Raw genomic sequence first — 26539 nt, 5'->3', positions numbered from 1 at the left:
CCGATATGTACCCGGTCCAACTGTGTTGACTGCCAGGCCGTCTTCGCAGGCAAGCCAGCTCCCACATTTGGACAGCGGCGCGTCAGGTAGATAAGCGTCGGCTATCCGGTCGTCACGGGAGCAAGCTCCCTCGCCACAGGGTCAGCGTCGTACCGAAGTTGATTGCGGTGCATCAGTCACTTACAAACCGGCAGACCCACCGCTATCGCAGGCAAGCCAGCTCCCACAGTTGATCCACCGTGTTGCTCAGATGCTCTTCAGCTGCTACACCTTGTGTCTAGCGCAATGACAAGGAAGCAGTCACATGTCAGTCGAGTCAGAAGTATCCCTGGATGGGAAGAAGTTGACGATCGCAATCAGGGGCCGGTTCGATTTCGGCAGCCACCAGGCGTTTCGGGAGGCCTACGAGCGTTTCTACAAGGTCCCCGAGATCTATATCGTCGATCTCAAGGAGGCCACCTACATGGACAGTTCAGCCCTCGGCATGCTGCTGTTGCTACGGGATCATGCCGGCGGTGATGACGCCGAGGTCCGCGTGACGAACAGCAACTCCGACGTGCGCAAGATCCTCGCCATCTCCAACTTCGACAAGCTGTTCGACATCAGTTGAGCGCCCTGGCCCCGGTCCTGGAGGCGCTGACCATCCTGATCGCCGAAGACAGCGCCGCCGACCGCCTGTTGCTGGCGAGCATCATCCGTCGCCAGGGCCATCAGGTGCTCACGGTGAGCAATGGCGCCGAAGCGATTGAGGTGTTTGCCCGTGAGCGCCCGCAACTGGTGTTGATGGACGCGCTGATGCCGGTGATGGACGGCTTTGAAGCCGCGCGGCAGATCAAGCAATTGGCGGGGGAGGCGCTGGTGCCGATCATCTTCCTCACCTCGCTGCGCGAAAGCGAAGCCCTGGCCCAGTGCCTGGACGCCGGCGGCGATGACTTTTTGCCCAAGCCCTATAACCCTTTGATCCTGGCGGCGAAGATCAACGCCATGGACCGCCTGCGCCGCCTACAGGCCACGGTTTTGCAACAGCGTGACCTGATCGCCAAACACCACGAACACCTGATGCATGAACAGCGGGCGGCCAAGGCAGTGTTCGACAAGGTTGCCCATTCGGGTTGTATCAACGCCGCGCCCAACATCCGCTACCTGCAATCGCCTTATGCGTTGTTCAACGGTGACTTGTTGCTGGCGGCCTACACGCCGTCCGGCGATATGCACGTGCTGCTCGGGGATTTCACCGGCCATGGCCTGCCGGCCGCCATCGGTGCCATGCCCCTGGCCGAAGTGTTCTACGGCATGACCGCCAAGGGCTACGGCCTCACGCAGACCCTGCGGGAAATGAACGCCAAGCTCAAGCGCATCCTGCCGGTGGACATGTTCTGCTGCGCCACCTTGCTGTGCCTGAGCGCCCAGCGGCGGGCGGTGGAGGTGTGGAACGGCGGCATGCCCGAAGGCTATGTGCATGAAGTCGCCACCGGCAGGCGCACGCCGTTGATGTCGCGGCACCTGCCCTTGGGGGTGTTGTCGGCAGAGGCGTTCGATGACAGCACCGAAGTCTGGCCCATGGCGTTGGGCGACCGGGTGTTTTTGCTCTCCGACGGCGTGCTGGACACCGCTGACGCCAACGATCAACTGTTCGGCGCCGAGCGCTTGCAGCAGGTGTTCGCCGCCAACCGCGAGCCTGACCGCCTGTTCGAGGACATCGAGCAGGCGCTGGCGGCCTTTCGCGGCCAGGCGCGCGATGACGTCAGCATGGTCGAGATCACCTTGCAGGCAGGCCAGCCCTTGCGGACGGCCGAACCGATGTATGCCGACAGCGGCCAGTCGTGCCCCCTGGATTGGTCGGTGAGTTTCGAATTTCGCGCCCAGACCCTCAGAACCTACAACCCGTTGCCGTACCTGCTGCAACTGCTATTGGAGATCCACGGCCTGCGTGAGCAGAGCGGTGCGCTTTACAGCGTGATGGCCGAGTTGTATTCCAACGCGCTGGAGCATGGCGTGCTGGGCCTGGACTCACGGCTCAAGCGCGATGCCCAGGGGTTTGCGCAGTATTATCATCAGCGCCATGAGCGGCTGGCGCAGTTGGACAGCGGTTACGTGCGCGTGCATGTGCAGGTGGTACCCACCGACAAGGGCGGTAAACTGACCTTGCGTCTGGAAGACAGCGGGCAGGGTTTTGATGTGGAGCAGGAGCTGGCACGCCCCGTGGACATCGACCGTCTGTCTGGTCGGGGCTTGAGCCTGGTGCGTCAACTGAGCAGCGCTGTAGGCTGGTCCGATGGCGGGCGCAGTGTCTGCGTGGAGTTTTGTTGGGAGGCTCTGGCATAATCCGCCGATTCTTGATCAAGGAGCGAGCAAGTGGCTGAGATTCATTTGGACCCCGACGTGTTGTCAGACTTGCAGGAAGTGATGGAGAGCGAGTACCCGACGTTGCTCGACACCTTTATCGAAGACTCGCAAGAGCGCGTCGCAGCACTGCGCAAGGCTGGGGGCGACGCCAAAACGTTGGGACGGATTGCCCACAGTTTCAAAGGCAGCAGCGGCAATCTAGGGGCGGTGCGTTTGGCCCAATTGTGTGAGTTGCTGGAGGCCGAGGCCGTCGAGGCGGCCTCGGATCTAGGCGCGCTGGTTGATCAGATTGATCATGAGTTTGCGCTGGTCAAGCCACTGTATGAATGTAGGAGCGAGCTTGCTCGCGAAAAACGTCAACGATAACGCGTGCTTCCTGGATGAATGCGGCGCCTGTGAGTTTTTTGCGAGCAAGCTCGCTCCTACATTGAATCGGATATGTCCAGGCATTTTGTAAACCTGGCCCGACTCTTGCTCTACCTCCACAGACTGCATCCCCGACCCCATGCAGTGGAGACCCTTACTTATGCCAGTCGCCCCTAATTCGCTCCTTCAGGCTGCCACCGCAGCCAAGCCTCAAGCGCCGGCCGCCACGCCTGCGGTAGCGCCTGCGGCCCCGCGGGAAAAGGGCCCTGGCTTCGCTCAAGTGTTTGCCAAGCAAGCTGCCAAGCCGCAGGCCAAGAGCGACGACGCGCCAGCCAAACCCGTGCGCGACAAAGCGGCTGACGCCAGCGATAAACCTGCCGCCAGTGCGCCAGCGGTTGCCGATAGCGGCAATCCCTTGCCTGCCAAGCCGGCCAAGAGCGACGACAGCGCAGACAGTGAAGGCGAGCCACCGGCCGACCCGTCCCTGGCGCAGCAACCGGTGGCCGATCCGGCGCTGGTCGCCGCCGTGACGCCGGTGGCGGTCCCTGTGCCCGTACAAGCGTCTGCCGTCGCTGCCGAAGATGACCAGGCCCTGCCGCTCATTACCGTAACCGAGGAGCCCAAGCAGCCGGCCTTCGACCCCGAGGCCGACCCGCTGGATTCGATGCCGGCCGTGCGCCTGGCGATGGAGCAGGGCGGTCACGTCTCGGCCAGCAGCCAGGCGCCGCAGAAAGCCGCGCCCACCACTCAGGACCAACCGACCGCCGCGCAGAACTTTGCCGCTGGCCTGGCCAACATGGTTGACCAGCAAGCCACCAAGGACAGCACCGACCAAGGCGGTGACAAAGCCTTCGGTGCGCTGATCGATGACGGCCTCAAGGACCTCAAGAACGCCAGCAGCGACACCCGTGTGGATGACTTCGCCAACCGCCTGGCCGCGCTGACCCAGGCGGCCACGCCGAAAACCGCGAATGCCTTGCCGCCCGTCACCAATGCGCCCCTGGCCATGCACCAGAGCGGCTGGACCGAAGAGGTGGTCAACCGCGTGATGTACCTGTCCAGCGCCAACCTCAAGTCGGCCGAGATTCAGTTGCAGCCCGCTGAGTTGGGGCGCCTGGACATCAAGGTCAACATGACGGCGGACCAGCAGGCCCAAGTCAACTTCATGAGCGGCCATGCGGTGGTGCGTGAAGCGCTGGAGAGCCAGTCTGGCCGTTTGCGCGAAATGTTTGCCCAGCAGGGCATGGGGCAGGTGGATGTGAATGTCTCCGACCAATCGCGGGGGCAGGACCAGCAGCAACAGCAGAGCCAGGCGCGGGGCATCAGTGGCAGCGGCAGGCGTGCTGACAGCGGCGACGCCGGTGGCCCTGTGGACGTGGCCGAAGTGGCAGCGCCCGTGAGCCAGAGCGTGATCGGCTCCAGCGCCGTCGACTACTACGCCTGACTTGAGGGCTGTACAGGCCTGAATGTGGGAGCGGGCTTGCTCGCGAATGCAGAGTGTCAGTCAGTATATGTTTGACTGATACACCGCATTCGCGAGCAAGCCCGCTCCCACATTTGTTTTGTGGTGTTCGCTCTTCCTCATTACCAGCCAACTCTGGCATAACACTTGCTCTTGCCTTGCCATAGATCTACGAATCCCCGAATAGTGACGGATTATTGGCATGGCGAAGAGCGACGACGCAGCAACTCCCCCCGCAGGCAAAGGCAAGCTCAAGCTGATCCTGTTGATTGTGCTGGGCCTGCTCCTGGCCATCGGCGCCTCGGTGGGCGGCACCTGGTACATCATGCACAGCAGTGCGAGCAAACCGGCGCCCGCCGCCGAAGCTGCCACCAACGTCAAGCAACCGGCAATCTTCGAGCAGATGCTTCCGGCCTTTGTCGCCAACTACAACCAGAATGGTCGTCAACGCTACTTGCAGGTGAGCATCACCTTGCTGGCGCGCAACCAGGCGGACCTCGATGCCCTCAAGGTGCATATGCCGGTGATCCGCAACAACCTGGTGATGCTGTTCTCCGGGCAGAGCTTCGACAGCCTGGCCACGCCCGTCGGCCAGGAAATGCTGCGCCAGAAGGTCACTGCCAGCGTGCAGGAAGTGGCCCAGAAAGAACTCGGCAAAGTCGTGGTCGAGCAGGCGCTCTTCACTAACTTCGTATTGCAGTAGGATCACGACATGGCCGTGCAAGACCTGCTGTCCCAGGATGAAATCGATGCGCTGTTGCATGGCGTGGACGATGGTCTGGTACAGACCGAAATGGCTGCCGAACCCGGCAGCGTCAAAAGTTATGACCTGACCAGCCAGGATCGCATCGTGCGGGGACGCATGCCGACCCTGGAGATGATCAACGAACGCTTTGCCCGCTACACCCGCATCAGCATGTTCAACATGCTGCGCCGCTCGGCGGACGTGGCCGTGGGCGGTGTGCAGGTGATGAAGTTCGGTGAATACGTGCACTCGCTGTACGTGCCCACCAGCCTCAACCTGGTCAAGATCAAGCCATTGCGCGGCACCGCGCTGTTCATCCTCGACGCCAAACTGGTGTTCAAGCTGGTGGACAACTTCTTCGGTGGCGACGGCCGTCACGCCAAGATCGAAGGGCGTGAATTCACCCCCACCGAACTGCGTGTGGTGCGCATGGTGCTGGAGCAGGCTTTCATCGACTTGAAGGAAGCCTGGCAGGCGATCATGGAAGTCAATTTCGAGTACATCAACTCGGAAGTGAACCCGGCCATGGCCAACATCGTCGGCCCCAGCGAAGCCATTGTGGTGTCGACCTTCCACATCGAACTCGATGGCGGTGGCGGCGACCTGCACGTGACCATGCCGTACTCGATGATTGAACCGGTGCGCGAGATGCTCGATGCCGGTTTCCAGTCCGACCTCGACGACCAGGACGAACGCTGGGTCAAGGCCCTGCGCGAAGACCTGCTGGACGTCGACGTGCCGCTGAGCGCCACCGTGGCACGCCGCCAGTTGCGCCTGCGGGACATTTTGCACATGGCGCCTGGGGACATCATCCCCGTCGACTTGCCGGATGAGTTGATCATGCGCGCCAATGGCGTGCCGTCATTCAAGGTCAAGCTCGGTTCCCACAAGGGCAACCTGGCGCTGCAAGTGGTTGAGCCGATCAACCGCCGCTGATTCAACCCTAATTCATGATTGTTTGCTGCGCCGAGGACATGTAATGGCTACCGAACACGAAAACACTTCCGCCGAAGACCAGGCCCTGGCTGACGAGTGGGCTGCGGCCCTGGAAGAAACCGGCGATGTCGGCCAGGACGACATCGACGCGCTGCTGGCCGCCGACGCCGCCACCGCGCCGGCCGGCAACCGCCTGGCCATGGAAGAATTCGGCAGCGTGCCGAAGAACAACGAGCCGGTGAGCCTCGACGGCCCGAACCTGGATGTGATCCTCGACATCCCGGTGTCGATTTCCATGGAAGTGGGCAGCACCGAAATCAACATCCGCAACCTGTTGCAGCTTAACCAGGGCTCGGTGATCGAACTGGACCGCCTGGCCGGCGAGCCGTTGGACGTGCTGGTCAACGGCACCCTGATTGCCCATGGCGAGGTGGTGGTGGTCAACGAGAAGTTCGGCATCCGCCTGACCGACGTGATCAGCCCGAGCGAACGCATCAAGAAGTTGCGCTGAGATGAAGTACGCGATGGCGGGACTGTTGCTGGCGCTGCCATTGAGCGCCCTGGCGGCGGAGCCGGTGGCGCAGGCAGTCACGGCACCTGCGGTCGGCAGCGTCGGCGGGCAGTTGACGCAACTGGTTTTGGGCCTGTTGCTGGTGATCGGCCTGATCTTCGTGCTGGCCTGGCTGATGCGCCGCGTGCAGCGCATCGGCCCGGGCAACGGCCAGGTGATCGAGCTGGTGGGCTCGCGCGCCCTCGGCCCACGTGATCGGCTGGTGCTGGTGCAGGTGGGCGAGGAGCAGATCCTGCTCGGCATCACCCCTGGCCGCATCACCCCGCTGCATGTACTCAAGACCCCGGTGGATGCGGTCAAGACCGAAGCCGCCACGCCAGAATTCGCCCAGCGCCTGATGGAATTGCTGGGCAAGGATCAGAAGGATAAGAAGTAATGCGCGTTTTGTTGACGCTCATGCTGTTGCTGGCCGCGCCGATGGCCCTGGGCGCCGACCCGTTGTCGATCCCGGCGATTACCCTGGGCACCAACGCGGCGGGCGCGCAGGAATATTCGGTCAGCCTGCAGATCCTGCTGATCATGACGGCGCTGAGTTTTATCCCGGCGTTCGTCATGCTGATGACCAGCTTTACGCGGATCATCATCGTCTTCTCGATCCTGCGCCAGGCCCTGGGGCTGCAGCAGACGCCGTCGAACCAGATCCTCACCGGCATGGCGTTGTTTTTGACGCTGTTCATCATGGCGCCGGTGTTCGACAAGGTGAACCAGCAAGCCCTGCAACCTTATCTGGCGGAAAAGCTCACGGCCCAGGATGCGATCGACAAGGCCCAGGGCCCGATCAAGGACTTCATGCTGTCGCAAACTCGCTCCAGCGACCTTGAGCTGTTCATGCGCCTGTCCAAGCGCACCGACATCGCCACCCCGGACCAGGCACCGCTGACCATCCTGGTGCCGGCGTTTGTCACTTCTGAATTGAAGACCGCGTTCCAGATCGGCTTCATGATCTTCATCCCGTTCCTGATCATCGACCTGGTGGTGGCGAGCGTGCTGATGGCCATGGGTATGATGATGCTGTCGCCTTTGATCATCTCGTTGCCGTTCAAGATCATGCTGTTTGTGCTGGTGGACGGCTGGGCGCTGATTATCGGCACCCTGGCCGGCAGTTTCGGAGGGGTATAGCGCCATGACCCCAGAAGTCGCCGTCGACCTGTTCCGTGAAGCGCTGTGGCTGACCACCCTGATGGTCGCCGTGCTGGTGGTGCCGAGCCTGTTGGTCGGCCTGCTGGTGGCGATGTTCCAGGCCGCCACCCAGATCAACGAACAGACCTTGAGCTTCCTGCCGCGCCTGCTGGTAATGCTGGTGACCCTGATTGTCGCCGGCCCGTGGCTGGTGCAAACCTTCATGGAATACATCCTGCAGTTGTACGGCAGTATTCCGCAGTTGATCGGCTGAGCCGATGCAATCCTTGCTGGCCTTGACCGACACCCAGATCAGTACCTGGGTGGCCTCGTTCATCCTGCCGCTGTTTCGCGTCACGGCCATGCTGATGGCCATGCCGGTGTTCGGCACCACCCTGGTACCGCGTCGCGTGCGCCTGTATTTCGCGGTGGCGATCACCGTGGTGATCGTGCCTGGCCTGCCGCCGATGCCGCCGGTGAACGCCCTCGACCTGAGCGCCTTGCTGCTGATCGCCGAACAGATTCTGATCGGCGCCATGCTGGGGTTTTCCCTCACGTTGTTCTTCCAGGCGTTTGTGATCGCCGGGCAAATCATCTCGATCCAGATGGGCATGGGCTTTGCGTCCATGGTCGACCCCACCAACGGGGTGTCGGCGGCGGTGATCGGGCAGTTTCTGACCATGCTGGTGACCTTGCTGTTTCTGGCCATGAACGGTCACCTGGTGGCGTTCGAAGTGCTGACTGAAAGCTTCACCACCTTGCCGGTGGGCTCTGGGTTGGTGGTCAACCATTTCTGGGAGCTGGTGGGGCGCCTCGGTTGGGTGTTGGGCGCCGCCCTGTTGCTGGTGCTGCCGGCGATCACGGCGCTGCTGGTGGTCAATATCGCGTTTGGCGTGATGACCCGTGCGGCGCCGCAACTGAACATCTTCTCGATTGGTTTCCCCTTGACCCTGGTGCTGGGCATGGGGATTTTCTGGGTCGGCCTGGCTGACATTCTCAATCAGTATCAACCGCTGGCGAGCGAAGCCTTGCAGTTCTTACGTGATCTGGCACGGGCGCGCTGAGCCATGGCCGAGAGCGAGAGTGGTCAGGACAAAACAGAAGACCCCACGGAGAAACGTAAAAAGGACTCCAGGGAAAAGGGCGAGATCGCCCGCTCCAAAGAGCTCAACACCTTCGCCACCATGATCGCCGGCGCAGGCGCCTTGCTGATCTACGGCGGTGGCCTGGCGCTGGACCTGCTGGAGATGATGAAACACAACTTCAGCCTGCCGCGCGAAGTGTTGCTCAACCCCGACGCCATGGCCCAGTACCTGCTGCACTCGGGCAAAATCGCGCTGCTGGCGGTGCAGCCGATCCTGATCACCTTGTTGCTCGCCGCGCTGATCGGCCCGGTGGCCCTCGGCGGTTGGCTGTTTGCCGCGGGCAGCATGGCGCCCAAGTTCAGCCGTATGAACCCGGGTGCAGGGCTCAAGCGCATGTTTTCGGTCAAGGCCCTGGTGGAATTGCTCAAGGCCCTGGCCAAGTTTTTCTTGATTCTGTTCGTGGCCTTGGCGGTGTTGTCGTCCGACATCGACGATTTGCTGCGCATCGCCCATGAGCCGCTGGAGTCCGCGATCATCCACAGCGTGCAGGTGGTGGGCTGGAGCGCGCTGTGGATGGCGGCCGGGCTGATCCTGATCGCCGCTGTGGATGCGCCGATTCAACTGTGGGAAAGCCACAAGAAACTGCTGATGACCAAGCAGGAAGTGCGCGACGAGCACAAGGACCAGGAAGGCCGCCCCGAGGTCAAGCAACGCATCCGCCAACTGCAGCGGGAAATGTCCCAGCGCAAGATGATGGCCTCGGTGCCCGACGCCGACGTGATCATCACCAACCCGACCCACTACGCCGTGGCCCTCAAGTACGACCCCGAGAAGGGCGGCGCGCCGATGCTGCTGGCCAAGGGCAGCGATTTTACCGCGTTGAAAATCCGCGAAATCGCGGTGGCCAACGACATTCTGTTATTGGAGTCGCCAGCATTGGCGCGCTCGATTTTCTACTCCACCGATCTGGACCAGGAAATTCCGGCCGGCTTGTACCTGGCTGTTGCCCAGGTGTTGGCCTACGTTTACCAGATCCGCCAATACCGCGCGGGCAAGGGCAAGCGGCCTGATCCGCTCAAAGACCTGCCGATCCCGCCGGACCTGCGCCGCGATTCCTAGTAGGAGCGAGCTTGCTCGCGAAAAACTCACCGTCGCCGCGTTCATCCTGATTCCCCGCGTTATCTTTACCACCTTCGCGAGCAAGCTCGCTCCTACAACCTGTCAACTTTGACAGTAGCCAATACGCCGCCTTCACTGTTTGATACAGCGATGAGACGTGCAGCCCTGCACGACTCGGGAGGCGGTGATGGATAGGGGGACGGTCAGGTGGTTTGATGCGGTCAAAGGCATCGGCTTTATTGCCCGGGATCGTGATGGCAACCCGGTTGCCGTCCAATCGGCAGGCACGCAATGCAGTGACTTGCCACCCAATCCTCCCAAGCTGCGAAAACCCCGCAAACGCAAGAAATCATCGGATGCATGAATCGCTTGCTGTTCCACCGCTACCACCCATCGGCAGCTCGCGTCTACCTGTCAACTCTGACAGTAGCCAAAGCACGTTTCCCGTTGTTTTATGACTGAACCAGACACTGCACGTATGTAGTTAGCGAAAGGCAGGGAGAGCGGATTGAGCGAGGTCAAAGGGACTGTCAAATCCTACGACTGGATCAGGGGCGATTGGCTGGTCGAATTGGATGAGGGGACAGAAGAGGTATTTATCAATCGCAAGGATTGGCGTTGGATGGCGCTGTCGGTGGGGATGCAACTGAGCTTTCAAATGGTCCATCGGCCCAAGGGCATCTATGCGGTGCCCGTCAGGGGGCATGATCGAGGTGGATTGGGTTCTGAGTAAGGGTAAGGAGAGCGGCAATGGCAACGGGTACGGTGAAGTGGTTTAGCACGGAGAAGGGGTTTGGTTTTATTACCCCGGAGGATGGAGGGGCGGACGTGTTCGCTCATTACTCGGCAATTGAATCGAACGGGTACAAAAGCCTGGATGAGGGCCAAAAAGTACAATTTGAGGTCGCACAAGGTCCAAAAGGCCCACAAGCTGAGCATATACGGCCAGTTTAAAAACTGAATCACATGTGGGAGCTGGCTTGCCCGCATTATCCGCTGCTTGCGTTTGATCGTTCCCAGGCTCCCGCGTGGGAAGGCATCGCGTGACGCTCTGCGTCACCCTTGCGCAGAGCTCAAGTCGTACGTCTGGCTCGAGACGCGGAGCGTCCCAGGCGGCATTCCAGCGCGGGGCGTGGGAATGATCGAGGGGGCCGCGTTATTGAAGAGGTATTTATCAATCGCAAGGATTGGCGCAAGACGGCGCTGGCGGTGGGGAGGCGTCTGAGGTTTCAAATGGTCCATCGGCCCAAGGGCATGTATGCGTTGCCCGTCAGGGTGCATCACCGGGGTGGATTGGGTTCTGAGTAAGGGTAAGGAGAGCGGCAATGGCAACGGGTACTGTGGAGTGGTTTAACGAGGCGAAGGGGTTTGGTTTTATTAAGCCCGACGATGGAAGTGAGCACATTTTTGCCCATTTTTCGGAAATTCAATCGGACGGGTTCAAAAGCCTGAATGAAGGTCAGAAAGTAGAATACGAAGTTAAGTCAGGGACAAAGGGCCCGCAGGCCGTGAATATACGTGCTGTTTGATCGTTCCCACGCTCCCGTGTGGGAACGATCGAGGAGGCTGCGTTATCCGCTGCTTGCGGTGTCCAGCATTCCGCCGTCACCGTGCAGGCGATCAGTCAATAACTGCGCCAGTTCGATCAACTGCGCAACGCCGAGCGACTCCTCTCGTTTCGAACCTTCCAGGTCAAAGGCCAGGTCACAGCTCAAGGCATTGGCCGAAGCGAGCGTTTCGCTGAGGTTGACCAGCAGGTCTTCGCTGCTGATGCCGTCGGCTACGGTAAACAGCCAGGTGGGGGAATTTGGGGCGGGTTTGATCACTGTGAAGCTCCTTTTACAGAAAGGGAGAGGGTGCTTTTGCTCCTAGGTAATCCGGGTCGCGACGCCCGACCGCTGCATTGCAGCGGTGTACGGAGACTAGGGAGCGAGTTTCCTAGAGGCAACCCCAAACCCATGTCGGAAATTTCCTCATCAGTACCGGGTACACACAAATCCAACTGTGGGAGCGGGCTTGCTCGCGAAAGCGGTGGGTCAGTCGGCTTATGTGCCACTGACACTCCGCATTCGCGAGCAAGCCCGCTCCCACCGTTTGAAGTGATTTACACCCGTTGGCCTGGTGCGTTTGTGGGGTTCTGCGGGCCCAAAAGCAAAGTTGGAAGGCTTCTTGCAACCCCGCCTCCAAGTCGCCCTCCAGCGTCAAAACTTTGCTTCAAGGACCCGAGGAATACCGGTGGTAGATCGCTCTCAAATGCTCAACACGGCCCGTGGCACCCTGACTGACCTGTCGCGGGGCAATCTGGGTGTGCCGTTGTTGTTGCTGGTGATGCTGGCAATGATGATGTTGCCGATGCCGCCGTTCCTGCTCGATGTGTTCTTTACCTTCAACATTGCCCTGTCCGTCGTAGTCCTGCTGGTGTGCGTGTACGCCCTGCGGCCGCTGGATTTTGCGGTATTCCCGACGATTCTGCTGGTGGCAACCCTGTTGCGCCTGGCATTGAACGTGGCCTCCACGCGGGTGGTGATGCTCCACGGCCAGGACGGCCACGCCGCCGCCGGTAAGGTGATCCAGGCGTTCGGTGAGGTGGTGATCGGCGGTAACTACGTGGTCGGTATCGTGGTGTTCGCGATCCTGATGATCATCAACTTCGTGGTGGTGACCAAGGGCGCCGGGCGGATTTCCGAGGTGAGCGCGCGTTTTACCCTCGACGCCATGCCCGGCAAGCAGATGGCCATCGACGCCGATCTCAACGCCGGCCTGATCGACCAGGGCCAGGCCAAGGCCCGCCGGGCCGAAGTTGCCCAGGAAGCTGAGTTCTACGGTTCCATGGACGGTGCCAGCAAGTTTGTGCGCGGTGACGCCATCGCCGGCCTGTTGATTCTGTTCATCAACCTGATCGGCGGCGTGGCCGTCGGTATGTTCCAGCACGGCATGACATTCGGCGATGCTGGCAAGGTGTACGCCTTGCTGACCATCGGTGACGGTTTAGTGGCGCAATTGCCATCACTGTTGTTATCCACAGCGGCGGCCATCATGGTCACCCGTGCTTCGGGCTCCGAAGACATGGGCAAGCAGATCAGCCGGCAGATGTTCGCTTCGCCCAAGGCCCTTGCCGTGGCGGCGGGCATCATGGCAATCATGGGTATTGTGCCGGGCATGCCGCACTTCTCGTTCCTGAGCATGGCGGCCCTGGCGGGTGGCGCGGCGTACCTGTTCTGGAAGAAGCAGAACCAGGTCAAGGTCCAGGCCGAGCAGGAGATCGCCCGTCAACAGGATCTGCTGCCATCCCCGGCCCGTGCCCAGGAAACCAAGGAGCTGGGCTGGGACGACGTCACGCCCATCGACATGATCGGCCTGGAAGTCGGCTACCGCCTGATCCCGCTGGTGGACCGCAACCAGGGTGGGCAACTGCTGGCGCGGATCAAGGGCGTGCGCAAGAAGCTGTCCCAGGACCTGGGCTTTTTGATGCCCACCGTGCATATTCGCGACAACCTCGACCTGGCCCCCAGCGCCTATCGCCTGACGCTGATGGGGGTGATTTTGGCCGAAGCCGAGATCTACCCGGACCGCGAACTGGCGATCAACCCAGGACAGGTGTTCGGTACGCTCAACGGCATAACCGCCAAAGATCCGGCTTTCGGCCTGGAAGCGGTGTGGATCGAAGTGAGCCAGCGCAGCCAGGCGCAGTCCCTGGGTTACACCGTAGTGGATGCCAGCACCGTGGTCGCCACGCACCTCAACCAGATTCTCTACAAGCACTCCCACGAGCTGATCGGCCACGAGGAAGTCCAGCAATTGATGGGCTTGCTGGCCAAATCGTCGCCAAAACTGGCCGAAGAACTGGTGCCGGGCGTGCTGTCGCTGTCGCAGTTGCTCAAGGTGCTGCAAGCGCTGTTGGCCGAACAGGTGCCCGTGCGCGACATTCGCAGCATTGCCGAGGCCATCGCCAACAATGCCGCCAAGAGTCAAGATACTGCCGCTCTGGTGGCGGCGGTGCGTGTCGGCGTGTCCCGCGCAATCGTGCAAAGCATTGTAGGGACTGAGTCTGAGCTGCCTGTGATCACCCTGGAACCCAGGTTGGAACAAATATTGCTCAATAGTATTCAGAAGGCAGGGCAAGGCCAGGAAGAGGGCGTTTTACTGGAGCCAAGCATGGCTGAAAAGCTGCAGCGTTCGTTGATCGACGCCGCACAGCGCCAGGAAATGCAAGGCAACCCGGTGATCCTGCTGGTGGCCGGCCCGGTTCGCGCGATGTTGTCGCGGTTTGGACGCCTGGCTGTACCGAATTTGCACGTGTTGGCTTACCAGGAAATTCCTGACAATAAGCAAGTGACTATCGTCGCGACAGTTGGGCCCAATGGCTGAGGTAGTGGGTTATGCAAGTTAAGCGTTTTTTCGCCGCCGATATGCGTCAGGCCATGAAATTGGTCCGCGATGAGCTGGGCGCCGATGCCGCGATTATCGGTAACCGTCGGATTGCCGGCGGTGTCGAGCTGACGGCTGCCCTGGATTACACACCCCAGGCACTGGCCCCGCGCGTGCCGAACATGGAACTCGAAGACGAGCTGCGCAAGACCGCCTCGCGTATTGTGTCGGCCCAGGCTGAACTGAGCATGCGTGGCGACAGCGATGCCAGCACCAATCGCCAGTTGTTCGCCGGCCTGCCGCTGACCGCTGCCGAGCCGCTGGTTGAACCCACCTTTGTCGAACCGCCGCGTCCTGCAGCGCCTGCCCCGGCTGCCGCAGTTGACCAGCGCGTGATCGACTCGATGCGTTTTGAACTCAATGGCCTGCGTGAATTGCTCGAAGTGCAGCTCGGCTCGCTGGCCTGGACCCAGCTGCAAGGCAGCAAGCCGCAGCAAGCCAACCTGTGGCGTCGCCTGCAGCGTATCGGCCTGTCCGGCCCGTTGTCCCGCGACCTGCTGGCCTTGACCGCCGAAGTCGAAGAGCCCCGCCAAGCCTGGCGCATGTTGCTGGCGCACTTGGCGCGCATGATCGCCACGCCGGAAATCGAACCCCTGGAAGAGGGCGGTGTGATCGCCATGGTCGGCCCCGCCGGCATGGGCAAAACCACCACCCTGGCCAAGCTGGCCGCCCGTTATGTGCTCAAGTACGGCGCGCAGAATATCGCGCTGGTGAGCATGGACAGTTACCGCATTGGCGCCCAGGAGCAGCTCAAGACTCTGGGCCGCATCCTCAACGTGCCGGTGACCCATGTCGACCCGGGCCAGTCCCTGGCCAATGCCCTCGAGCCGTTGCTGCGCAAGCGCGTGGTGCTGATCGACACCGCAGGCCTACAGGCCAGCGACCCGGCGCTGCGCATGCAGCTCGAAAGCCTGGCCGGGCGTGGCATCAAGTCGAAAAATTACCTGGTGCTTGCAACCACCAGCCAGAAACAGGTTCTTACCGCTGCTTATCACAGTTACAAGCGTTGCGGCCTGGCCGGCTGCATCCTCACCAAGCTCGACGAAACCGCGAGCCTGGGCGAGGTATTGAGCCTGGCCATCAGCCATGAATTACCGGTTGCCTACCTCACCGACGGGCCGCGGATCCCGGATGATCTGCATCTGCCGCGCCGTCATCAGTTGGTCAGCCGTGCCGTGAGTGTGCAAATGCAAGACGAGCCTAGCGAGGAAGCGATGGCCGATATGTTCGCCGACCTTTACCACCACCCGGCTAAACGGGTGGGTTGAGGCAGGATGAACACCGTGAAATGTACCTACATCGATGGTCTGCAAGCGATTCACGCGGCCAAGCCATGTAGCCTGCGTCTAAGCAAGACAAGGTAAAGAAATAAAATGGGCAGCATGCATCCCGTACAGGTGATCGCGGTGACCGGCGGCAAAGGTGGCGTCGGGAAAACTAACGTGTCAGTGAATTTGTCCCTGGCGCTGGCAGAGCTTGGCCGTCGCGTCATGCTGCTGGATGCTGACCTGGGCTTGGCGAACGTGGACGTTCTGCTGGGGCTGACACCCAAACATACCCTGGCCGATGTGATCGAGGGCCGCTGTGAGCTGCGCGATGTGCTGCTCCAGGGTCCCGGAGGCATCCGTATTGTGCCGGCGGCCTCGGGCACCCAGAGCATGGTGCACCTGAGCCCCGCGCAGCATGCCGGGTTGATCCAGGCGTTCAGCGACATCGGCGACAACCTCGACGTACTGGTGATCGACACCGCCGCCGGCATCGGCGAATCCGTGGTCAGCTTTGTGCGCGCCGCGCAAGAAGTGCTGCTGGTGGTGTGCGACGAACCCACCTCGATCACCGATGCCTACGCGCTGATCAAACTGCTTAACCGTGACTACGGCATGAACCGCTTTCGCGTGCTGGCCAACATGGCCCAGAGCCCGCAGGAAGGGCGCAACCTGTTCGCCAAGTTGACCAAGGTCACGGATCGCTTCCTCGATGTGGCTTTACAATACGTCGGCGCAGTTCCCTATGACGAGTGTGTGCGCAAGGCCGTGCAAAAGCAGCGTGCGGTCTATGAAGCGTTCCCTCGTTCGAAATGCGCACTGGCGTTCAAGGCCATTGCCCAGAAGGTCGATACCTGGCCGTTGCCCGCCAACCCGCGGGGGCATCTGGAGTTTTTCGTCGAGCGTTTGGTGCATCAGACGAGCGCAGGACCGGTGCTATGACATCCAGCGGCTACAACCTTTACAAAAAGTCGGCACGTGACAGCCAGGGCGAATTGATCGAGCGCTATGCGCCGCTGGTCAAGCGCATTGCCTATCACCTGTTGGCGCGCTTGCCCGCGAGTGTGCAGGTTGAAGACTTGATCCAGGCCGGCATGATCGGCCTGCTCGAAGTCTCGACCAAATACGACGCCAGCAAGGGTGCCAGTTTCGAAACGTATGCGGGTATCCGTATCCGTGGCGCGATGCTCGATGAAGTGCGTAAAGGCGATTGGGCGCCGCGTTCGGTACACCGCAATACGCGCATGGTCAGTGATGCAATTCGTGCAATTGAAGCAAAAACCGGTCGTGACGCTAAAGATCATGAAGTTGCGGCCGAACTCCAATTGAGTCTCGACGATTACTACGGGATTTTGAACGATACCTTGGGCAGCCGCCTGTTCAGTTTCGACGACCTTTTACAGGACGGCGAACACGAAGGGCTGCACGAGGACGGCGCGAGCGCGCATACGGAGCCGTCGCGCGACCTGGAAGACGAACGTTTCCAGGGCGCGTTGGCCGATGCAATCGCCAACTTGCCGGAGCGTGAGCGGCTGGTGCTGGCGCTGTACTACGACGAAGAGCTGAACCTCAAGGAAATCGGTGAGGTCCTGGGGGTCAGCGAATCGCGTGTCAGCCAGTTGCATAGCCAGTGCGCAGCCCGCTTGCGGGGGCGATTGGCCGAGTGGCGCGCGCGCTGACAGGCAGTGTGGGGACACTGCAGACGCTACCGTGAAACCGCAGGGTTTTGCGGGTGAGTACCGTGGTGCCCTGGGCAGTCCTTTTTGTGTAACGCCTGTTGATTGAAATGGCGCGTCCAGGTGCTGGGCGCGTTTAAGACTGCTTGGAGGTCGAATTGGACAAGAACATGAAAATCCTCATCGTTGATGACTTCTCAACGATGCGGCGGATCATTAAAAACCTGTTGCGTGACCTTGGGTTCACCAACACGGTCGAGGCGGATGATGGCCTTACGGCCATTCCGATTCTCAACAGCGGGAGCATCGACTTTCTGGTGACCGACTGGAACATGCCGGGCATGACTGGTATCGATCTGCTGCGCCACGTGCGCGCCGATGAAAAACTGCGCAGCCTGCCTGTGCTGATGGTGACCGCCGAAGCCAAGCGTGAACAGATCATCGAAGCCGCCCAAGCCGGGGTCAACGGTTACGTGGTCAAGCCATTCACGGCACTGGCCTTGAAAGAGAAGATCGAGAAAATCTTCGAACGCATCCACGGCTAATGCCATCGCGGGGGAGCTATGGAGCATAACGAAACGTCACAGGGCGACTTTGAGTCGACCCTGAAAAAACATGCTCACCAGTTGGTCGACAGCCTGGAAAAAGGCCAGTTCGCCGATGCGGTGCAGTTGATCCATGAGCTTAACCAGACCCGTGACCGCGGCCTGTACCAGGAAGTGGGCAAGCTCACACGCGAGCTGCACAGCGCAATCGTCAATTTCCAGATTGACCCGCGCATGCCCCAGGCCGAAGAAATTTCCCAGATCACTGATGCCACTGAGCGCCTGTCCTATGTGGTCAGGCTGACCGAGGCGGCGGCCAACCGCACCATGGACCTGGTGGAAAACGCCACGCCCCTGGTCAATGGCATGGCCACCGAAGCCCAGGCCTTGAGCCAGGACTGGGGCCGCTTCATGCGCCGCGAAGTCGGTGCTGAAGAGTTTCGTGAATTGGCGCGTCGCGTCGACGGGTTCCTGTCGCGCAGCGAACAGGAAAACCGCACGGTGGCCAGCAACCTCAACGACATCCTGCTGGCCCAGGATTACCAGGACCTTACCGGCCAGGTGATCAAGCGCGTGACCCAGTTGGTCACCGAAGTGGAAAGCAACTTGCTCAAATTGGTGCTGATGGCCGGTCAGGTCGATCGTTTTGCCGGCATCGAACATGACCGCGAAGCGATCCTCTCGGAAAAAGATCCACAAAAACATCTCGCCAAGGGTGAAGGTCCGCAGATTCATGCCGATAAACGTGAAGACGTTGTGTCAGGTCAGGATGACGTAGATGACCTGTTATCCAGTTTAGGCTTCTAAGGAGCACCCACATGAGCTTCGGCGCCGATGAAGAAATCCTTCAGGATTTCCTTGTAGAGGCCGGCGAAATTCTAGAGCAACTGTCCGAACAACTGGTCGAGCTGGAAAGCCGACCGGATGATGCGAACCTGCTCAATGCAATTTTTCGCGGTTTTCACACTGTAAAAGGGGGCGCCGGCTTCCTCCAGCTCCATGAGCTGGTGGAGTGCTGTCACATCGCCGAGAACGTTTTCGACATCCTGCGCAAGGGTGAGCGTCACGTCGACTCGGAACTGATGGACGTAATTCTCGAAGCACTGGATGCGGTCAACGGCATGTTCAGCCAGGTGCGTGAACGTGCACCGATCACTGCCGCCACGCCGGAACTGCTGGCCGCCCTGGCGCGCCTGGCCGAACCTGCCGACACCGCGGCTGCGCCGGTGGTCGAGGCCGCGCCGGAGCCGGTGGCGCAAGCCGAGCCGGACGTGACCGACAGCGAGTTCGAACAACTGCTCAACTCCCTCAGCGCGGTCAAGGCCGAAGCTGAAGTGCCGGTGCAGCCTGCCGCGACGCCGAGCAGTGAAGACATTACCGACGCTGAGTTCGAGTCGTTGCTCGACCAGTTGCACGGCAAAGGCCAGTTCGCGGCGGATGCCGTGGCACCGCCTGCCGCAGCGCCAGCAGCACCCGCTGCCAACGCCAGCACCGACATTACCGATGACGAATTCGAGGCACTGCTCGACCAACTGCATGGCAAAGGCACCTTTGTGGCTGAAGCCCTGCCCGAGGTTGCTGCCACGGCCGCCGCTGCGCCAGCGGCCAGTGCCGCACCGGCCGGCGACGGGCTGATCTCCGATCACGAATTCGAAGCGCTGCTCGACGAGTTGCACGGCAAAGGCAAGTTCAGCGAAGTGGCCCCGGCCGCTGCCGCCCAGGTTGCAGCGCCAGCCGCTGCCACTGCGGCACCGGTTGCTGCCAAACCTGCGCCGGCAGCCAAGCCAGCACCTGCCGCCGCCCCGGCCCCTGCGCGTGCAGCGGCGCCGGCAGCAGCGGAAAAGCCCGCCAGCGAAGCCGAAACCACCGTGCGCGTGGATACCGCGCGCCTGGACGACATCATGAACATGGTGGGCGAACTGGTGCTGGTGCGTAACCGCCTGGTGCGCCTGGGCCTGAACAGCGGCGACGAAGCCATGCAGAAGGCCGTGTCGAACCTCGACGTGGTCACCGCCGACCTGCAAACCGCAGTGATGAAAACGCGGATGCAGCCGATCAAGAAAGTCTTCGGCCGTTTCCCGCGCCTGGTTCGCGACCTGGCGCGCCAGCTCAAGAAAGAAATCAACCTGGAACTGGTGGGCGAAGAAACCGACCTCGACAAAAACCTTGTCGAGGCCCTGGCCGACCCGCTGGTCCACTTGGTGCGCAACGCGGTCGACCACGGCGTAGAAACCCCGGAAGAACGCGAAGCCGCCGGCAAGTCCCGCAACGGCAAAGTGATTTTGGCGGCGGAGCAAGAGGGCGACCACATCCTACTGTCGATCACCGATGACGGCAAAGGCATGGACCCGACCATCTTGCGCAATATCGCGGTCAAGCGCGGCGTGATGGACAAGGACGCCGCCGACCGCCTGACCGACACCGAGTGCTACAACCTGATCTTCGCCCCGGGCTTTTCGACCAAGACCGAGATCTCCGACGTGTCCGGGCGTGGCGTGGGCATGGACGTGGTGAAGACCAAGATCAGCCAGCTCAACGGCTCGATCAATATCTACTCGACCAAGGGCCAGGGCTCCAAGATCGTCATCAAGGTGCCGTTGACCCTGGCGATCATGCCGACCCTGATGGTGATGCTGGGCAACCAGGCGTTCGCCTTCCCGCTGGTCAACGTCAACGAGATCTTCCACCTCGACCTGTCGCGCACCAACGTGGTGGACGGCCAGGAAGTGGTGATCGTGCGCGACAAGGCGTTGCCGCTGTTCTACCTCAAGCGTTGGCTGGTGGCTTCGGCTGCCCATGAAGAACAGCGCGAGGGCCATGTGGTGATTCTGTCCGTGGGCACTCAGCGCATCGGCTTTGTGGTCGACCAGCTGGTGGGCCAGGAAGAAGTGGTGATCAAGCCTTTGGGCAAGATGCTGCAGGGCACCCCAGGCATGTCGGGCGCAACCATTACCGGTGACGGTCGCATCGCACTGATTCTCGATGTTCCAAGCATGCTCAAGCGTTACGCCGCACGGCGTATTTGATTCTGGTGGGGCAGGGCGGTCATGCCCGCCCCGCCTAACGGAGTGTTTATGGCAGTCAAGGTCCTGGTGGTGGACGATTCGGGTTTCTTCCGCCGCCGCGTCTCGGAAATTCTTTCCGCTGATCCAACGATCCAGGTGGTCGGCACGGCCACTAACGGCAAAGAGGCGATCGATCAAGCCATTGCCTTGAAGCCAGACGTGATCACCATGGACTACGAGATGCCGATGATGGATGGCATCACGGCCGTGCGCCACATCATGCAACGCTGCCCCACACCGGTATTGATGTTTTCCTCGCTGACGCACGAAGGCGCGCGGGTGACCCTCGACGCCTTGGACGCCGGCGCGGTGGATTTTTTGCCGAAGAATTTCGAAGACATCTCGCGCAACCCCGACAAGGTCAAGCAGATGCTGTGCGAGAAGGTGCACAGCATTTCCCGCAGTAACCGTCGCAGCCTGTTCAGCACACCCGCGCCAGCCCCCACGCCTGCGCCCGCAGCAGCGGCGCCGACGTCGTCGTTTGCGCGCCCGGCGCCTGCGCCCGTGGCCCGGCCTGCGGTAGCGCCGGTACGTGCCGCCGCAGCGCCGAGTGCCCATTCGCCCGCGCCCAAGCGCAAGGCTTACAAGCTGGTCGCCATCGGTACCTCCACCGGCGGCCCGGTGGCCTTGCAGCGGGTGTTGACCCAACTGCCGGCCAACTTCCCGGCGCCGATTGTGCTGGTGCAGCACATGCCGGCGGCGTTCACCAAAGCCTTCGCCGAGCGCCTGGACAAGCTGTGCCGCATCACCGTCAAGGAAGCCGAGGATGGCGACATCCTGCGTCCTGGCCTGGCACTGCTGGCGCCGGGCGGCAAGCAGATGATGGTGGACGGGCGGGGCGCGATCAAAATCCTGCCGGGCGATGAACGCCTGAATTACAAACCGTGCGTGGACATCACCTTCGGTTCTGCAGCCAAGTCCTACGGCGACAAAGTTCTGGCGGTGGTGCTCACCGGCATGGGCGCCGATGGCCGTGAAGGTGCGCGCCTGCTCAAGCAGGGCGGCAGCGCCATCTGGGCCCAGGATGAAGCCAGTTGCGTGATCTATGGCATGCCCATGGCCATCGTCAAGGCCGACCTGGCCGATGCGGTCTACAGCCTGGACGACATCGGCAAGCACCTGGTGGAGGCCTGCCTCTGATGGATGTGTTGAGCCTGATCGGCATCACCATGGCGTTTGTCGCCATCATTGGTGGCAACTACCTGGAAGGCGGCCACCTCGGCGCCTTGGCCAACGGCCCGGCAGCGCTGATCGTGATCGGTGGCACCGTGGGCGCAGCGTTGTTGCAGTCGCCCCTGAGCTCGTTCAAGCGTGCCATGCAGATTCTGGTGTGGATCATTTTTCCGCCACGGGTTGACCTGGCGGGCGGCATCGATCGCGTGGTCAATTGGAGCCTCACCGCTCGCAAGGAAGGCCTGCTGGGCCTGGAAGGCGTGGCCGATGCCGAGCCCGACAGCTATGCGCGCAAGGGCCTGCAACTGCTAGTCGATGGTGCCGAGCCGGAAGCGATCCGCAGCATCCTCGAAGTGGATTTCTACACCCAGGAAAGCCGTGACATCAATGCGGCCAAAGTCTTTGAAAGCATGGGCGGCTACGCGCCGACCATCGGCATTATCGGTGCGGTGATGGGGCTGATCCACGTGATGGGCAACCTGGCCGACCCCTCGCAACTGGGCAGCGGCATTGCCGTGGCCTTTGTCGCCACCATCTACGGCGTGGCCAGTGCCAACCTGGTGTTGCTGCCGGTGGCCAGCAAGCTCAAGTCGATTGCCATGCGCCAGTCGCGTTATCGCGAAATGCTGCTTGAAGGCATCCTGTCGATTGCCGAAGGCGAAAACCCGCGCTCCATCGAATTGAAGCTTCAGGGCTTCATGGATTGATGCACATGAGCACCCGTACCCCCGTAGGAGCGAGCTTGCTCGCGAAGAACCCGAGAGCGCCGCGTGCATTCAGGATGCCCGCGTTTTCGTTAACGATCTTCGCGAGCAAGCTCGCTCCTACAGTGGGGTGGGTGTGTGGGGGGGAGTGTCTGTGAGCCGTCGCCGTCGCGAGCCTGAAGAACACGTCAATCATGAGCGCTGGCTGGTGTCCTACGCGGACTTCATCACCTTGCTGTTCGCGTTTTTCGTGGTGATGTACTCGATCTCGTCGATCAACGAAGGCAAGTACAAGATCATTTCCCAGGCGCTGGTCGGTGTATTCAACGATGCCGAGCGGGCGCTCAAGCCGATCCCCATCGGCGAAGAGCGGCCCAAGACCGTGACCCCGGCCAAGCCCCTGGTCAATGACAGTGATGAAACCGCCGCCGGCATCCAAGGCACCAGCGACCCGCTCAAAAGCATCGCCGACGATATCAGTGCCGCTTTTGGCGACCTGATCAGTTCCAACCAGATGACCGTGCGCGGCAATGAGCTGTGGGTGGAAATCGAGTTGAACTCCAGCCTGTTGTTCGCCAGTGCCGATGCGTTGCCCAGTGATCAGGCGTTCACCATCATCGACAAGGTCGCGGCGATCCTCAAACCCTTTGAAAACCCGATCCACGTGGAAGGCTTCACCGACAATTTCCCCATCAGCACTGCGCAGTACCCGACCAACTGGGAGCTGTCCTCGGCCCGCGCGTCAAGCATCGTGCGCATGTTGGCCATGCAGGGCGTGAACCCCCAGCGCCTGGCGTCGGTGGGCTATGGTGAATTCCAGCCGGTGGCCAATAACGCCACGGTCGAAGGCCGCGCACGTAACCGTCGGGTGGTGCTGGTGGTCTCGCGCAACCTGGATGTGCGTCGCAGCCTGACCGGAACCGGCACCGCCAATGCCACCCCGGATGCGGCGTTGAAGCGTGCTGGCACACAAACTGCACCGCCCGTTGTCAAGCCGCCGGTCCGACCGAGTAACGTCAATTCTCCGTCGCCGGCTCAATAACCGTATGCAATGTCTCGGTCGCGCCTGTGCCCGCCGGGAGGAACCAACCGAATGAGAGTCTGGGCAGTTGCCAATCAAAAGGGTGGAGTCGGCAAGACCACCACTTCCATCGCCTTGGCCGGTTTGCTGGCCGAAGCGGGCAAGCGTGTGGTCGTGGTGGACCTGGACCCCCACGGCTCCATGACCAGCTATTTCGGCTACGACCCGGATGCGCTGGAACACAGCTGCTATGACCTGTTTTTGCACAAGGGCAGCGTGCCGGCGGATCTGCCTGGGCAACTGCTGTTGCCCACCAGCAACGAGAGTATTTCGCTGTTGCCGTCGAGCACCGCCCTGGCCACCCTGGAGCGTCAGTCGCCGGGCCAGAGTGGCCTGGGCCTGGTGATCGCCAAGACCCTGGCGCAGCTGTGGCAGGACTTCGACTACGCGATCATCGACAGCCCGCCGTTGCTCGGCGTGCTGATGGTCAACGCGTTGGCGGCCAGCCAGCAATTGGTGATCCCGGTGCAGACCGAGCACCTGGCGGTCAAGGGCCTGGAGCGCATGGTCAGCACTCTGGCGATGATCAACCGCTCGCGCAAGCAAGCGCTGCCGTTCAGCATCGTGCCCACCTTGTTCGACCGTCGCACCCAGGCGTCCCTCGGCACCTTGCGCGTGTTGCGCGATGCCTACCCGGACACCATCTGGAACGGTTACATCCCGGTGGACACGCGCCTGCGTGACGCCAGCCGTGCCGGGCTCACACCGTCGCAGTTCGACGGCAAGAGCCGTGGCGTGCTGGCCTACCGTGCGTTGCTCAAGCACCTGCTGTCGCAACAGCTTGTGGCGCAGGTGGCGTGATGAACCGTCCTGTCCAATTCAAGACCCGCCCGCAACTGGCACTGGAATCCTACCTGGATGCCTTGCTGCAGGATGCGACGGCCGAAGAAATGCCCGAACCGATTCTGGTACTCGAGCCTGCTGTCGAGCCCGACAGCCCGTTGGATGAATTCCAGCAGGCGGTGATGGAGGAGCAGGCGCGTGACGCGCAGGGGGTGGAGGCGCCCGTCGTGGTGCCGAGCGCCCCGGCAGTGGTGGCGCCCCCGGTGGTCGAACCGCTGGTGGACGTGCACCTGCCGCCCAGCATCACGCCGCCACCGGTGACGGGCGACGGTCGCCCTTCGTGGGCCGCCGAGCCGTTTGAGTGCCTGCTGTTCGACGTCGCCGGGTTGACCCTGGCGGTGCCGCTGGTGTGCCTGGGTTCGATCTATTCCCTGGAAGGCCAGGAGCTGACGCCGTTGTTCGGGCAGCCAGAGTGGTTCCTCGGCATCCTGCCCAGCCAGGCCGGCAACCTCAAGGTGCTGGACACGGCGCGCTGGGTGATGCCCGACCGCTACCGCGATGATTTTCGCCAAGGCCTGCAATACGTGATCTCGGTGCAGGGCTACGAGTGGGGGCTGGCAGTGCATCAAGTCAGCCGCTCGTTGCGCCTGGACCCCAATGAAATCAAATGGCGCAGCCACCGTGGCCAGCGGCCGTGGTTGGCGGGCACTGTGATCGAACACATGTGCGCGTTGCTGGATGTCGCCGAACTGGCCGAGTTGATCGCCAGCGGTGCGGTGAAGGCAATGCCACAGAACAAACGCAGTTGATTGAACAATAAGGGCCGTGCGGTTGCGCGGCCTACGTGCACACACGCCGTCGATAGCGGCATTTGAAGGGGTCAGATGAATGAACAAGTCAGCGTCCGCACAAGGTTTGGATGATCCGATCCTGCAATGGGTGACCTTCAAGCTGGACAACGAAACCTACGGGATTAACGTGATGCGCGTGCAGGAAGTGCTGCGCTACACCGAAATCGCCCCGGTACCAGGTGCGCCAAGCTACGTGCTGGGCATCATCAACCTGCGCGGCAACGTGGTGACGGTGATCGACACCCGCCAGCGGTTCGGCCTGGACACGGTTGAAGTCAGCGACAACACCCGTATCGTGATCATCGAAGCCGACAAGCAAGTGGTCGGCATCCTGGTCGACAGCGTGGCCGAGGTGGTTTACCTGCGCCAATCGGAAGTGGAAACCGCGCCGAACGTGGGTAACGAAGAGTCGGCCAAGTTCATCCAGGGCGTGTGCAACAAGAACGGCGAACTGCTGATTCTGGTTGAGCTGGACAAGATGATGAGCGAAGAAGAGTGGTCGGAACTGGAGAGCATCTGATTGTTCCTTGAGGCAGCGGTGATTGTCCTGGCCCTGTTGTGGGCCGGGACCGTGGCGTTTGTGCTGCGCTATCTGCGCCAGCAGCGGGAGTTGGCCTTGCAACAGGCCGAGCGCGATGCGGTGCGTGACCGGCGCATTCTGGAGCTGGTCAAGCGCGTTGATCATTTCCAGCAAAGTGCGGTGCGGGTGGGGGATGAGGTGCATGAACTGCGTGCGATTCTTGCGCCGTTGCCGGACAGGTTGGTGCAGTTGGAGCAGCGTGATCCGTCGAACCTGTCGTTTGCCCAGGCGGCCAAGCTGGTTGGCATGGGGGCGACGGTGGATGAGCTGACCCAGTCGTGTGGGTTGACTCAGGCTGAGGCGCAGTTGATGAGCAAGTTGCACAAGAGCTGATTGGGGCTGGGCTTGCTTGGTTCATGTGGCTTGCCTGCGATGACGGCCTACCAGCCGACACGTCTTTACCTGGCACCCCAAGATTCAAAATGTGGGAGCTGGCTTGCCTGCGATGACGCCCTGACAGCCGACGCCTATCTACCTGACACCCAACGATCCAACTGTGGGAGCGGGCTTGCTCGCGAAGGCGGCCTGACAGGCGACACAGTTGGATTGTGTGCATATCCATTGCTGCGGTAACGGCCACTTAGGGTTCCGCTCTGACAGCGGGTCACTTTTGGAAAAGAGCCCCAAAAGTAACCAAAA

Annotated in this window: 30 protein-coding genes; 29 read left to right on the top strand and 1 reads right to left on the bottom strand. The window is 61.4% G+C overall.

The genetic code is table 11. The features are described 5' to 3' along the window. Window positions 1–304 precede the first annotated feature (304 nt). The 15 genes from A7K61_RS23275 to A7K61_RS23205 all read left to right on the top strand — a co-directional run bounded on the left by A7K61_RS23275 (window position 305) and on the right by A7K61_RS23205 (window position 11278). Window positions 305–610 (top strand): STAS domain-containing protein, encoded by a 306-nt coding sequence (locus A7K61_RS23275; RefSeq protein WP_034136115.1) that lies wholly within the window; start codon window positions 305–307, stop codon window positions 608–610. After that, complete coding sequence (locus A7K61_RS23270; RefSeq protein ID WP_069558452.1) at window positions 607–2325, top strand: fused response regulator/phosphatase; 1719 nt, start codon at window positions 607–609, stop codon at window positions 2323–2325. The genes A7K61_RS23275 and A7K61_RS23270 overlap by 4 nt, the downstream gene beginning before the upstream one ends. A 30-nt stretch (window positions 2326–2355) precedes the next feature. Then, window positions 2356–2712 (top strand): Hpt domain-containing protein, encoded by a 357-nt coding sequence (locus A7K61_RS23265; RefSeq protein WP_003192950.1) that lies wholly within the window; start codon window positions 2356–2358, stop codon window positions 2710–2712. Between the two features lie 160 nt (window positions 2713–2872). Continuing rightward, a complete protein-coding gene (locus tag A7K61_RS23260) occupies window positions 2873–4156 on the top strand; it encodes a flagellar hook-length control protein FliK (protein ID WP_044274978.1) in 1284 nt (427 codons plus the stop codon). Between the two features lie 220 nt (window positions 4157–4376). Beyond that, window positions 4377–4877: a flagellar basal body-associated protein FliL gene (gene fliL, locus A7K61_RS23255; protein WP_003192946.1), complete on the top strand. Its 501-nt coding sequence runs from the start codon at window positions 4377–4379 to the stop codon at window positions 4875–4877. Between the two features lie 9 nt (window positions 4878–4886). Continuing rightward, window positions 4887–5855: a flagellar motor switch protein FliM gene (gene fliM / locus A7K61_RS23250; RefSeq protein WP_069558451.1), complete on the top strand. Its 969-nt coding sequence runs from the start codon at window positions 4887–4889 to the stop codon at window positions 5853–5855. Window positions 5856–5898: 43 nt separating this feature from the next. Continuing rightward, the gene (gene fliN, locus A7K61_RS23245) at window positions 5899–6366 is read left to right on the top strand and encodes a flagellar motor switch protein FliN (protein ID WP_069558450.1); all 468 of its coding nucleotides are present in this window, start codon (window positions 5899–5901) and stop codon (window positions 6364–6366) included. 1 nt (window position 6367) lies between these two features. Beyond that, window positions 6368–6802 carry a flagellar biosynthetic protein FliO gene (gene fliO / locus A7K61_RS23240; protein WP_044274977.1) on the top strand — a complete coding sequence of 145 codons (435 nt, stop codon included), beginning with the start codon at window positions 6368–6370 and terminating at the stop codon, window positions 6800–6802. Next, the gene (gene fliP / locus A7K61_RS23235; protein WP_003192937.1) at window positions 6802–7545 is read left to right on the top strand and encodes a flagellar type III secretion system pore protein FliP; all 744 of its coding nucleotides are present in this window, start codon (window positions 6802–6804) and stop codon (window positions 7543–7545) included. The genes fliO and fliP overlap by 1 nt, the downstream gene beginning before the upstream one ends. Before the next feature lie 4 nt (window positions 7546–7549). Beyond that, complete coding sequence (fliQ, locus tag A7K61_RS23230) at window positions 7550–7819, top strand: flagellar biosynthesis protein FliQ (RefSeq protein ID WP_003192936.1); 270 nt, start codon at window positions 7550–7552, stop codon at window positions 7817–7819. Between the two features lie 4 nt (window positions 7820–7823). Further along, window positions 7824–8609 carry a flagellar biosynthetic protein FliR gene (gene fliR / locus A7K61_RS23225; protein ID WP_003192935.1) on the top strand — a complete coding sequence of 262 codons (786 nt, stop codon included), beginning with the start codon at window positions 7824–7826 and terminating at the stop codon, window positions 8607–8609. Between the two features lie 3 nt (window positions 8610–8612). Further along, window positions 8613–9749 carry a flagellar biosynthesis protein FlhB gene (gene flhB, locus A7K61_RS23220; protein ID WP_044274975.1) on the top strand — a complete coding sequence of 379 codons (1137 nt, stop codon included), beginning with the start codon at window positions 8613–8615 and terminating at the stop codon, window positions 9747–9749. A gap of 508 nt (window positions 9750–10257) precedes the next feature. Further along, window positions 10258–10482, top strand: coding sequence for a hypothetical protein (locus tag A7K61_RS23215; RefSeq protein ID WP_069558449.1), 225 nt, complete (start codon window positions 10258–10260; stop codon window positions 10480–10482). 17 nt (window positions 10483–10499) lie between these two features. Continuing rightward, a complete protein-coding gene (locus tag A7K61_RS23210) occupies window positions 10500–10703 on the top strand; it encodes a cold-shock protein (protein ID WP_069558448.1) in 204 nt (67 codons plus the stop codon). A 371-nt stretch (window positions 10704–11074) separates the two neighbouring features. After that, a complete protein-coding gene (locus A7K61_RS23205; protein WP_044274970.1) occupies window positions 11075–11278 on the top strand; it encodes a cold-shock protein in 204 nt (67 codons plus the stop codon). Window positions 11279–11320: 42 nt separating this feature from the next. On the opposite strand, the gene A7K61_RS23200 is transcribed toward A7K61_RS23205, so the two are convergent. Further along, window positions 11321–11575 (bottom strand): DUF6124 family protein, encoded by a 255-nt coding sequence (locus tag A7K61_RS23200; protein ID WP_044274969.1) that lies wholly within the window; start codon window positions 11573–11575, stop codon window positions 11321–11323. 427 nt (window positions 11576–12002) lie between these two features. Between A7K61_RS23200 and flhA the strand changes: the two genes are divergently transcribed. The 14 genes from flhA to A7K61_RS23130 all read left to right on the top strand — a co-directional run bounded on the left by flhA (window position 12003) and on the right by A7K61_RS23130 (window position 26233). Next, window positions 12003–14117, top strand: a complete 2115-nt coding sequence (gene flhA, locus A7K61_RS23195; protein WP_044274967.1) for a flagellar biosynthesis protein FlhA — start codon at window positions 12003–12005, stop codon at window positions 14115–14117. 11 nt (window positions 14118–14128) lie between these two features. Beyond that, on the top strand, window positions 14129–15445 hold the full coding sequence (flhF, locus tag A7K61_RS23190) for a flagellar biosynthesis protein FlhF (protein ID WP_019818351.1): 1317 nt from the start codon (window positions 14129–14131) through the stop codon (window positions 15443–15445). 105 nt (window positions 15446–15550) lie between these two features. Continuing rightward, window positions 15551–16384 carry a flagellar synthesis regulator FleN gene (gene fleN, locus A7K61_RS23185; protein WP_003192912.1) on the top strand — a complete coding sequence of 278 codons (834 nt, stop codon included), beginning with the start codon at window positions 15551–15553 and terminating at the stop codon, window positions 16382–16384. Then, window positions 16381–17121, top strand: coding sequence for an RNA polymerase sigma factor FliA (gene fliA, locus A7K61_RS23180; RefSeq protein WP_003192909.1), 741 nt, complete (start codon window positions 16381–16383; stop codon window positions 17119–17121). The genes fleN and fliA overlap by 4 nt, the downstream gene beginning before the upstream one ends. 167 nt (window positions 17122–17288) lie before the next feature. Beyond that, the gene (locus tag A7K61_RS23175) at window positions 17289–17663 is read left to right on the top strand and encodes a chemotaxis response regulator CheY (protein WP_003192908.1); all 375 of its coding nucleotides are present in this window, start codon (window positions 17289–17291) and stop codon (window positions 17661–17663) included. Between the two features lie 18 nt (window positions 17664–17681). Then, window positions 17682–18470 (top strand): protein phosphatase CheZ, encoded by a 789-nt coding sequence (locus A7K61_RS23170; RefSeq protein ID WP_003192906.1) that lies wholly within the window; start codon window positions 17682–17684, stop codon window positions 18468–18470. Between the two features lie 11 nt (window positions 18471–18481). Beyond that, window positions 18482–20689, top strand: coding sequence for a chemotaxis protein CheA (locus A7K61_RS23165; RefSeq protein ID WP_044274965.1), 2208 nt, complete (start codon window positions 18482–18484; stop codon window positions 20687–20689). 48 nt (window positions 20690–20737) lie between these two features. Next, window positions 20738–21868: a chemotaxis response regulator protein-glutamate methylesterase gene (locus tag A7K61_RS23160; RefSeq protein WP_047711494.1), complete on the top strand. Its 1131-nt coding sequence runs from the start codon at window positions 20738–20740 to the stop codon at window positions 21866–21868. Beyond that, window positions 21868–22608 (top strand): flagellar motor protein, encoded by a 741-nt coding sequence (locus A7K61_RS23155; protein ID WP_003192902.1) that lies wholly within the window; start codon window positions 21868–21870, stop codon window positions 22606–22608. The genes A7K61_RS23160 and A7K61_RS23155 overlap by 1 nt, the downstream gene beginning before the upstream one ends. A 151-nt stretch (window positions 22609–22759) precedes the next feature. Next, a complete protein-coding gene (motD, locus tag A7K61_RS23150; protein WP_044274960.1) occupies window positions 22760–23647 on the top strand; it encodes a flagellar motor protein MotD in 888 nt (295 codons plus the stop codon). A 51-nt stretch (window positions 23648–23698) separates the two neighbouring features. Further along, a complete protein-coding gene (locus A7K61_RS23145) occupies window positions 23699–24487 on the top strand; it encodes a ParA family protein (protein ID WP_014719332.1) in 789 nt (262 codons plus the stop codon). Next, window positions 24487–25278: a CheW domain-containing protein gene (locus tag A7K61_RS23140; RefSeq protein WP_047711493.1), complete on the top strand. Its 792-nt coding sequence runs from the start codon at window positions 24487–24489 to the stop codon at window positions 25276–25278. Before A7K61_RS23145 ends, A7K61_RS23140 begins: the two co-directional genes overlap by 1 nt. A gap of 79 nt (window positions 25279–25357) precedes the next feature. Continuing rightward, complete coding sequence (locus A7K61_RS23135; protein ID WP_003192896.1) at window positions 25358–25840, top strand: chemotaxis protein CheW; 483 nt, start codon at window positions 25358–25360, stop codon at window positions 25838–25840. Further along, on the top strand, window positions 25841–26233 hold the full coding sequence (locus A7K61_RS23130) for a DUF2802 domain-containing protein (RefSeq protein WP_069558447.1): 393 nt from the start codon (window positions 25841–25843) through the stop codon (window positions 26231–26233). It abuts the gene before it with no gap. Window positions 26234–26539 lie beyond the last annotated feature (306 nt).

Origin of the sequence: Pseudomonas sp. AP42, assembly GCF_001728935.1 — a bacterium.
Taxonomy (GTDB): Bacteria; Pseudomonadota; Gammaproteobacteria; order Pseudomonadales; family Pseudomonadaceae; genus Aquipseudomonas; species Aquipseudomonas lactis.
The sequence above is the reverse complement of the archived record's forward strand: the minus strand, read 5'-3'. Positions and strand labels throughout refer to the sequence as shown.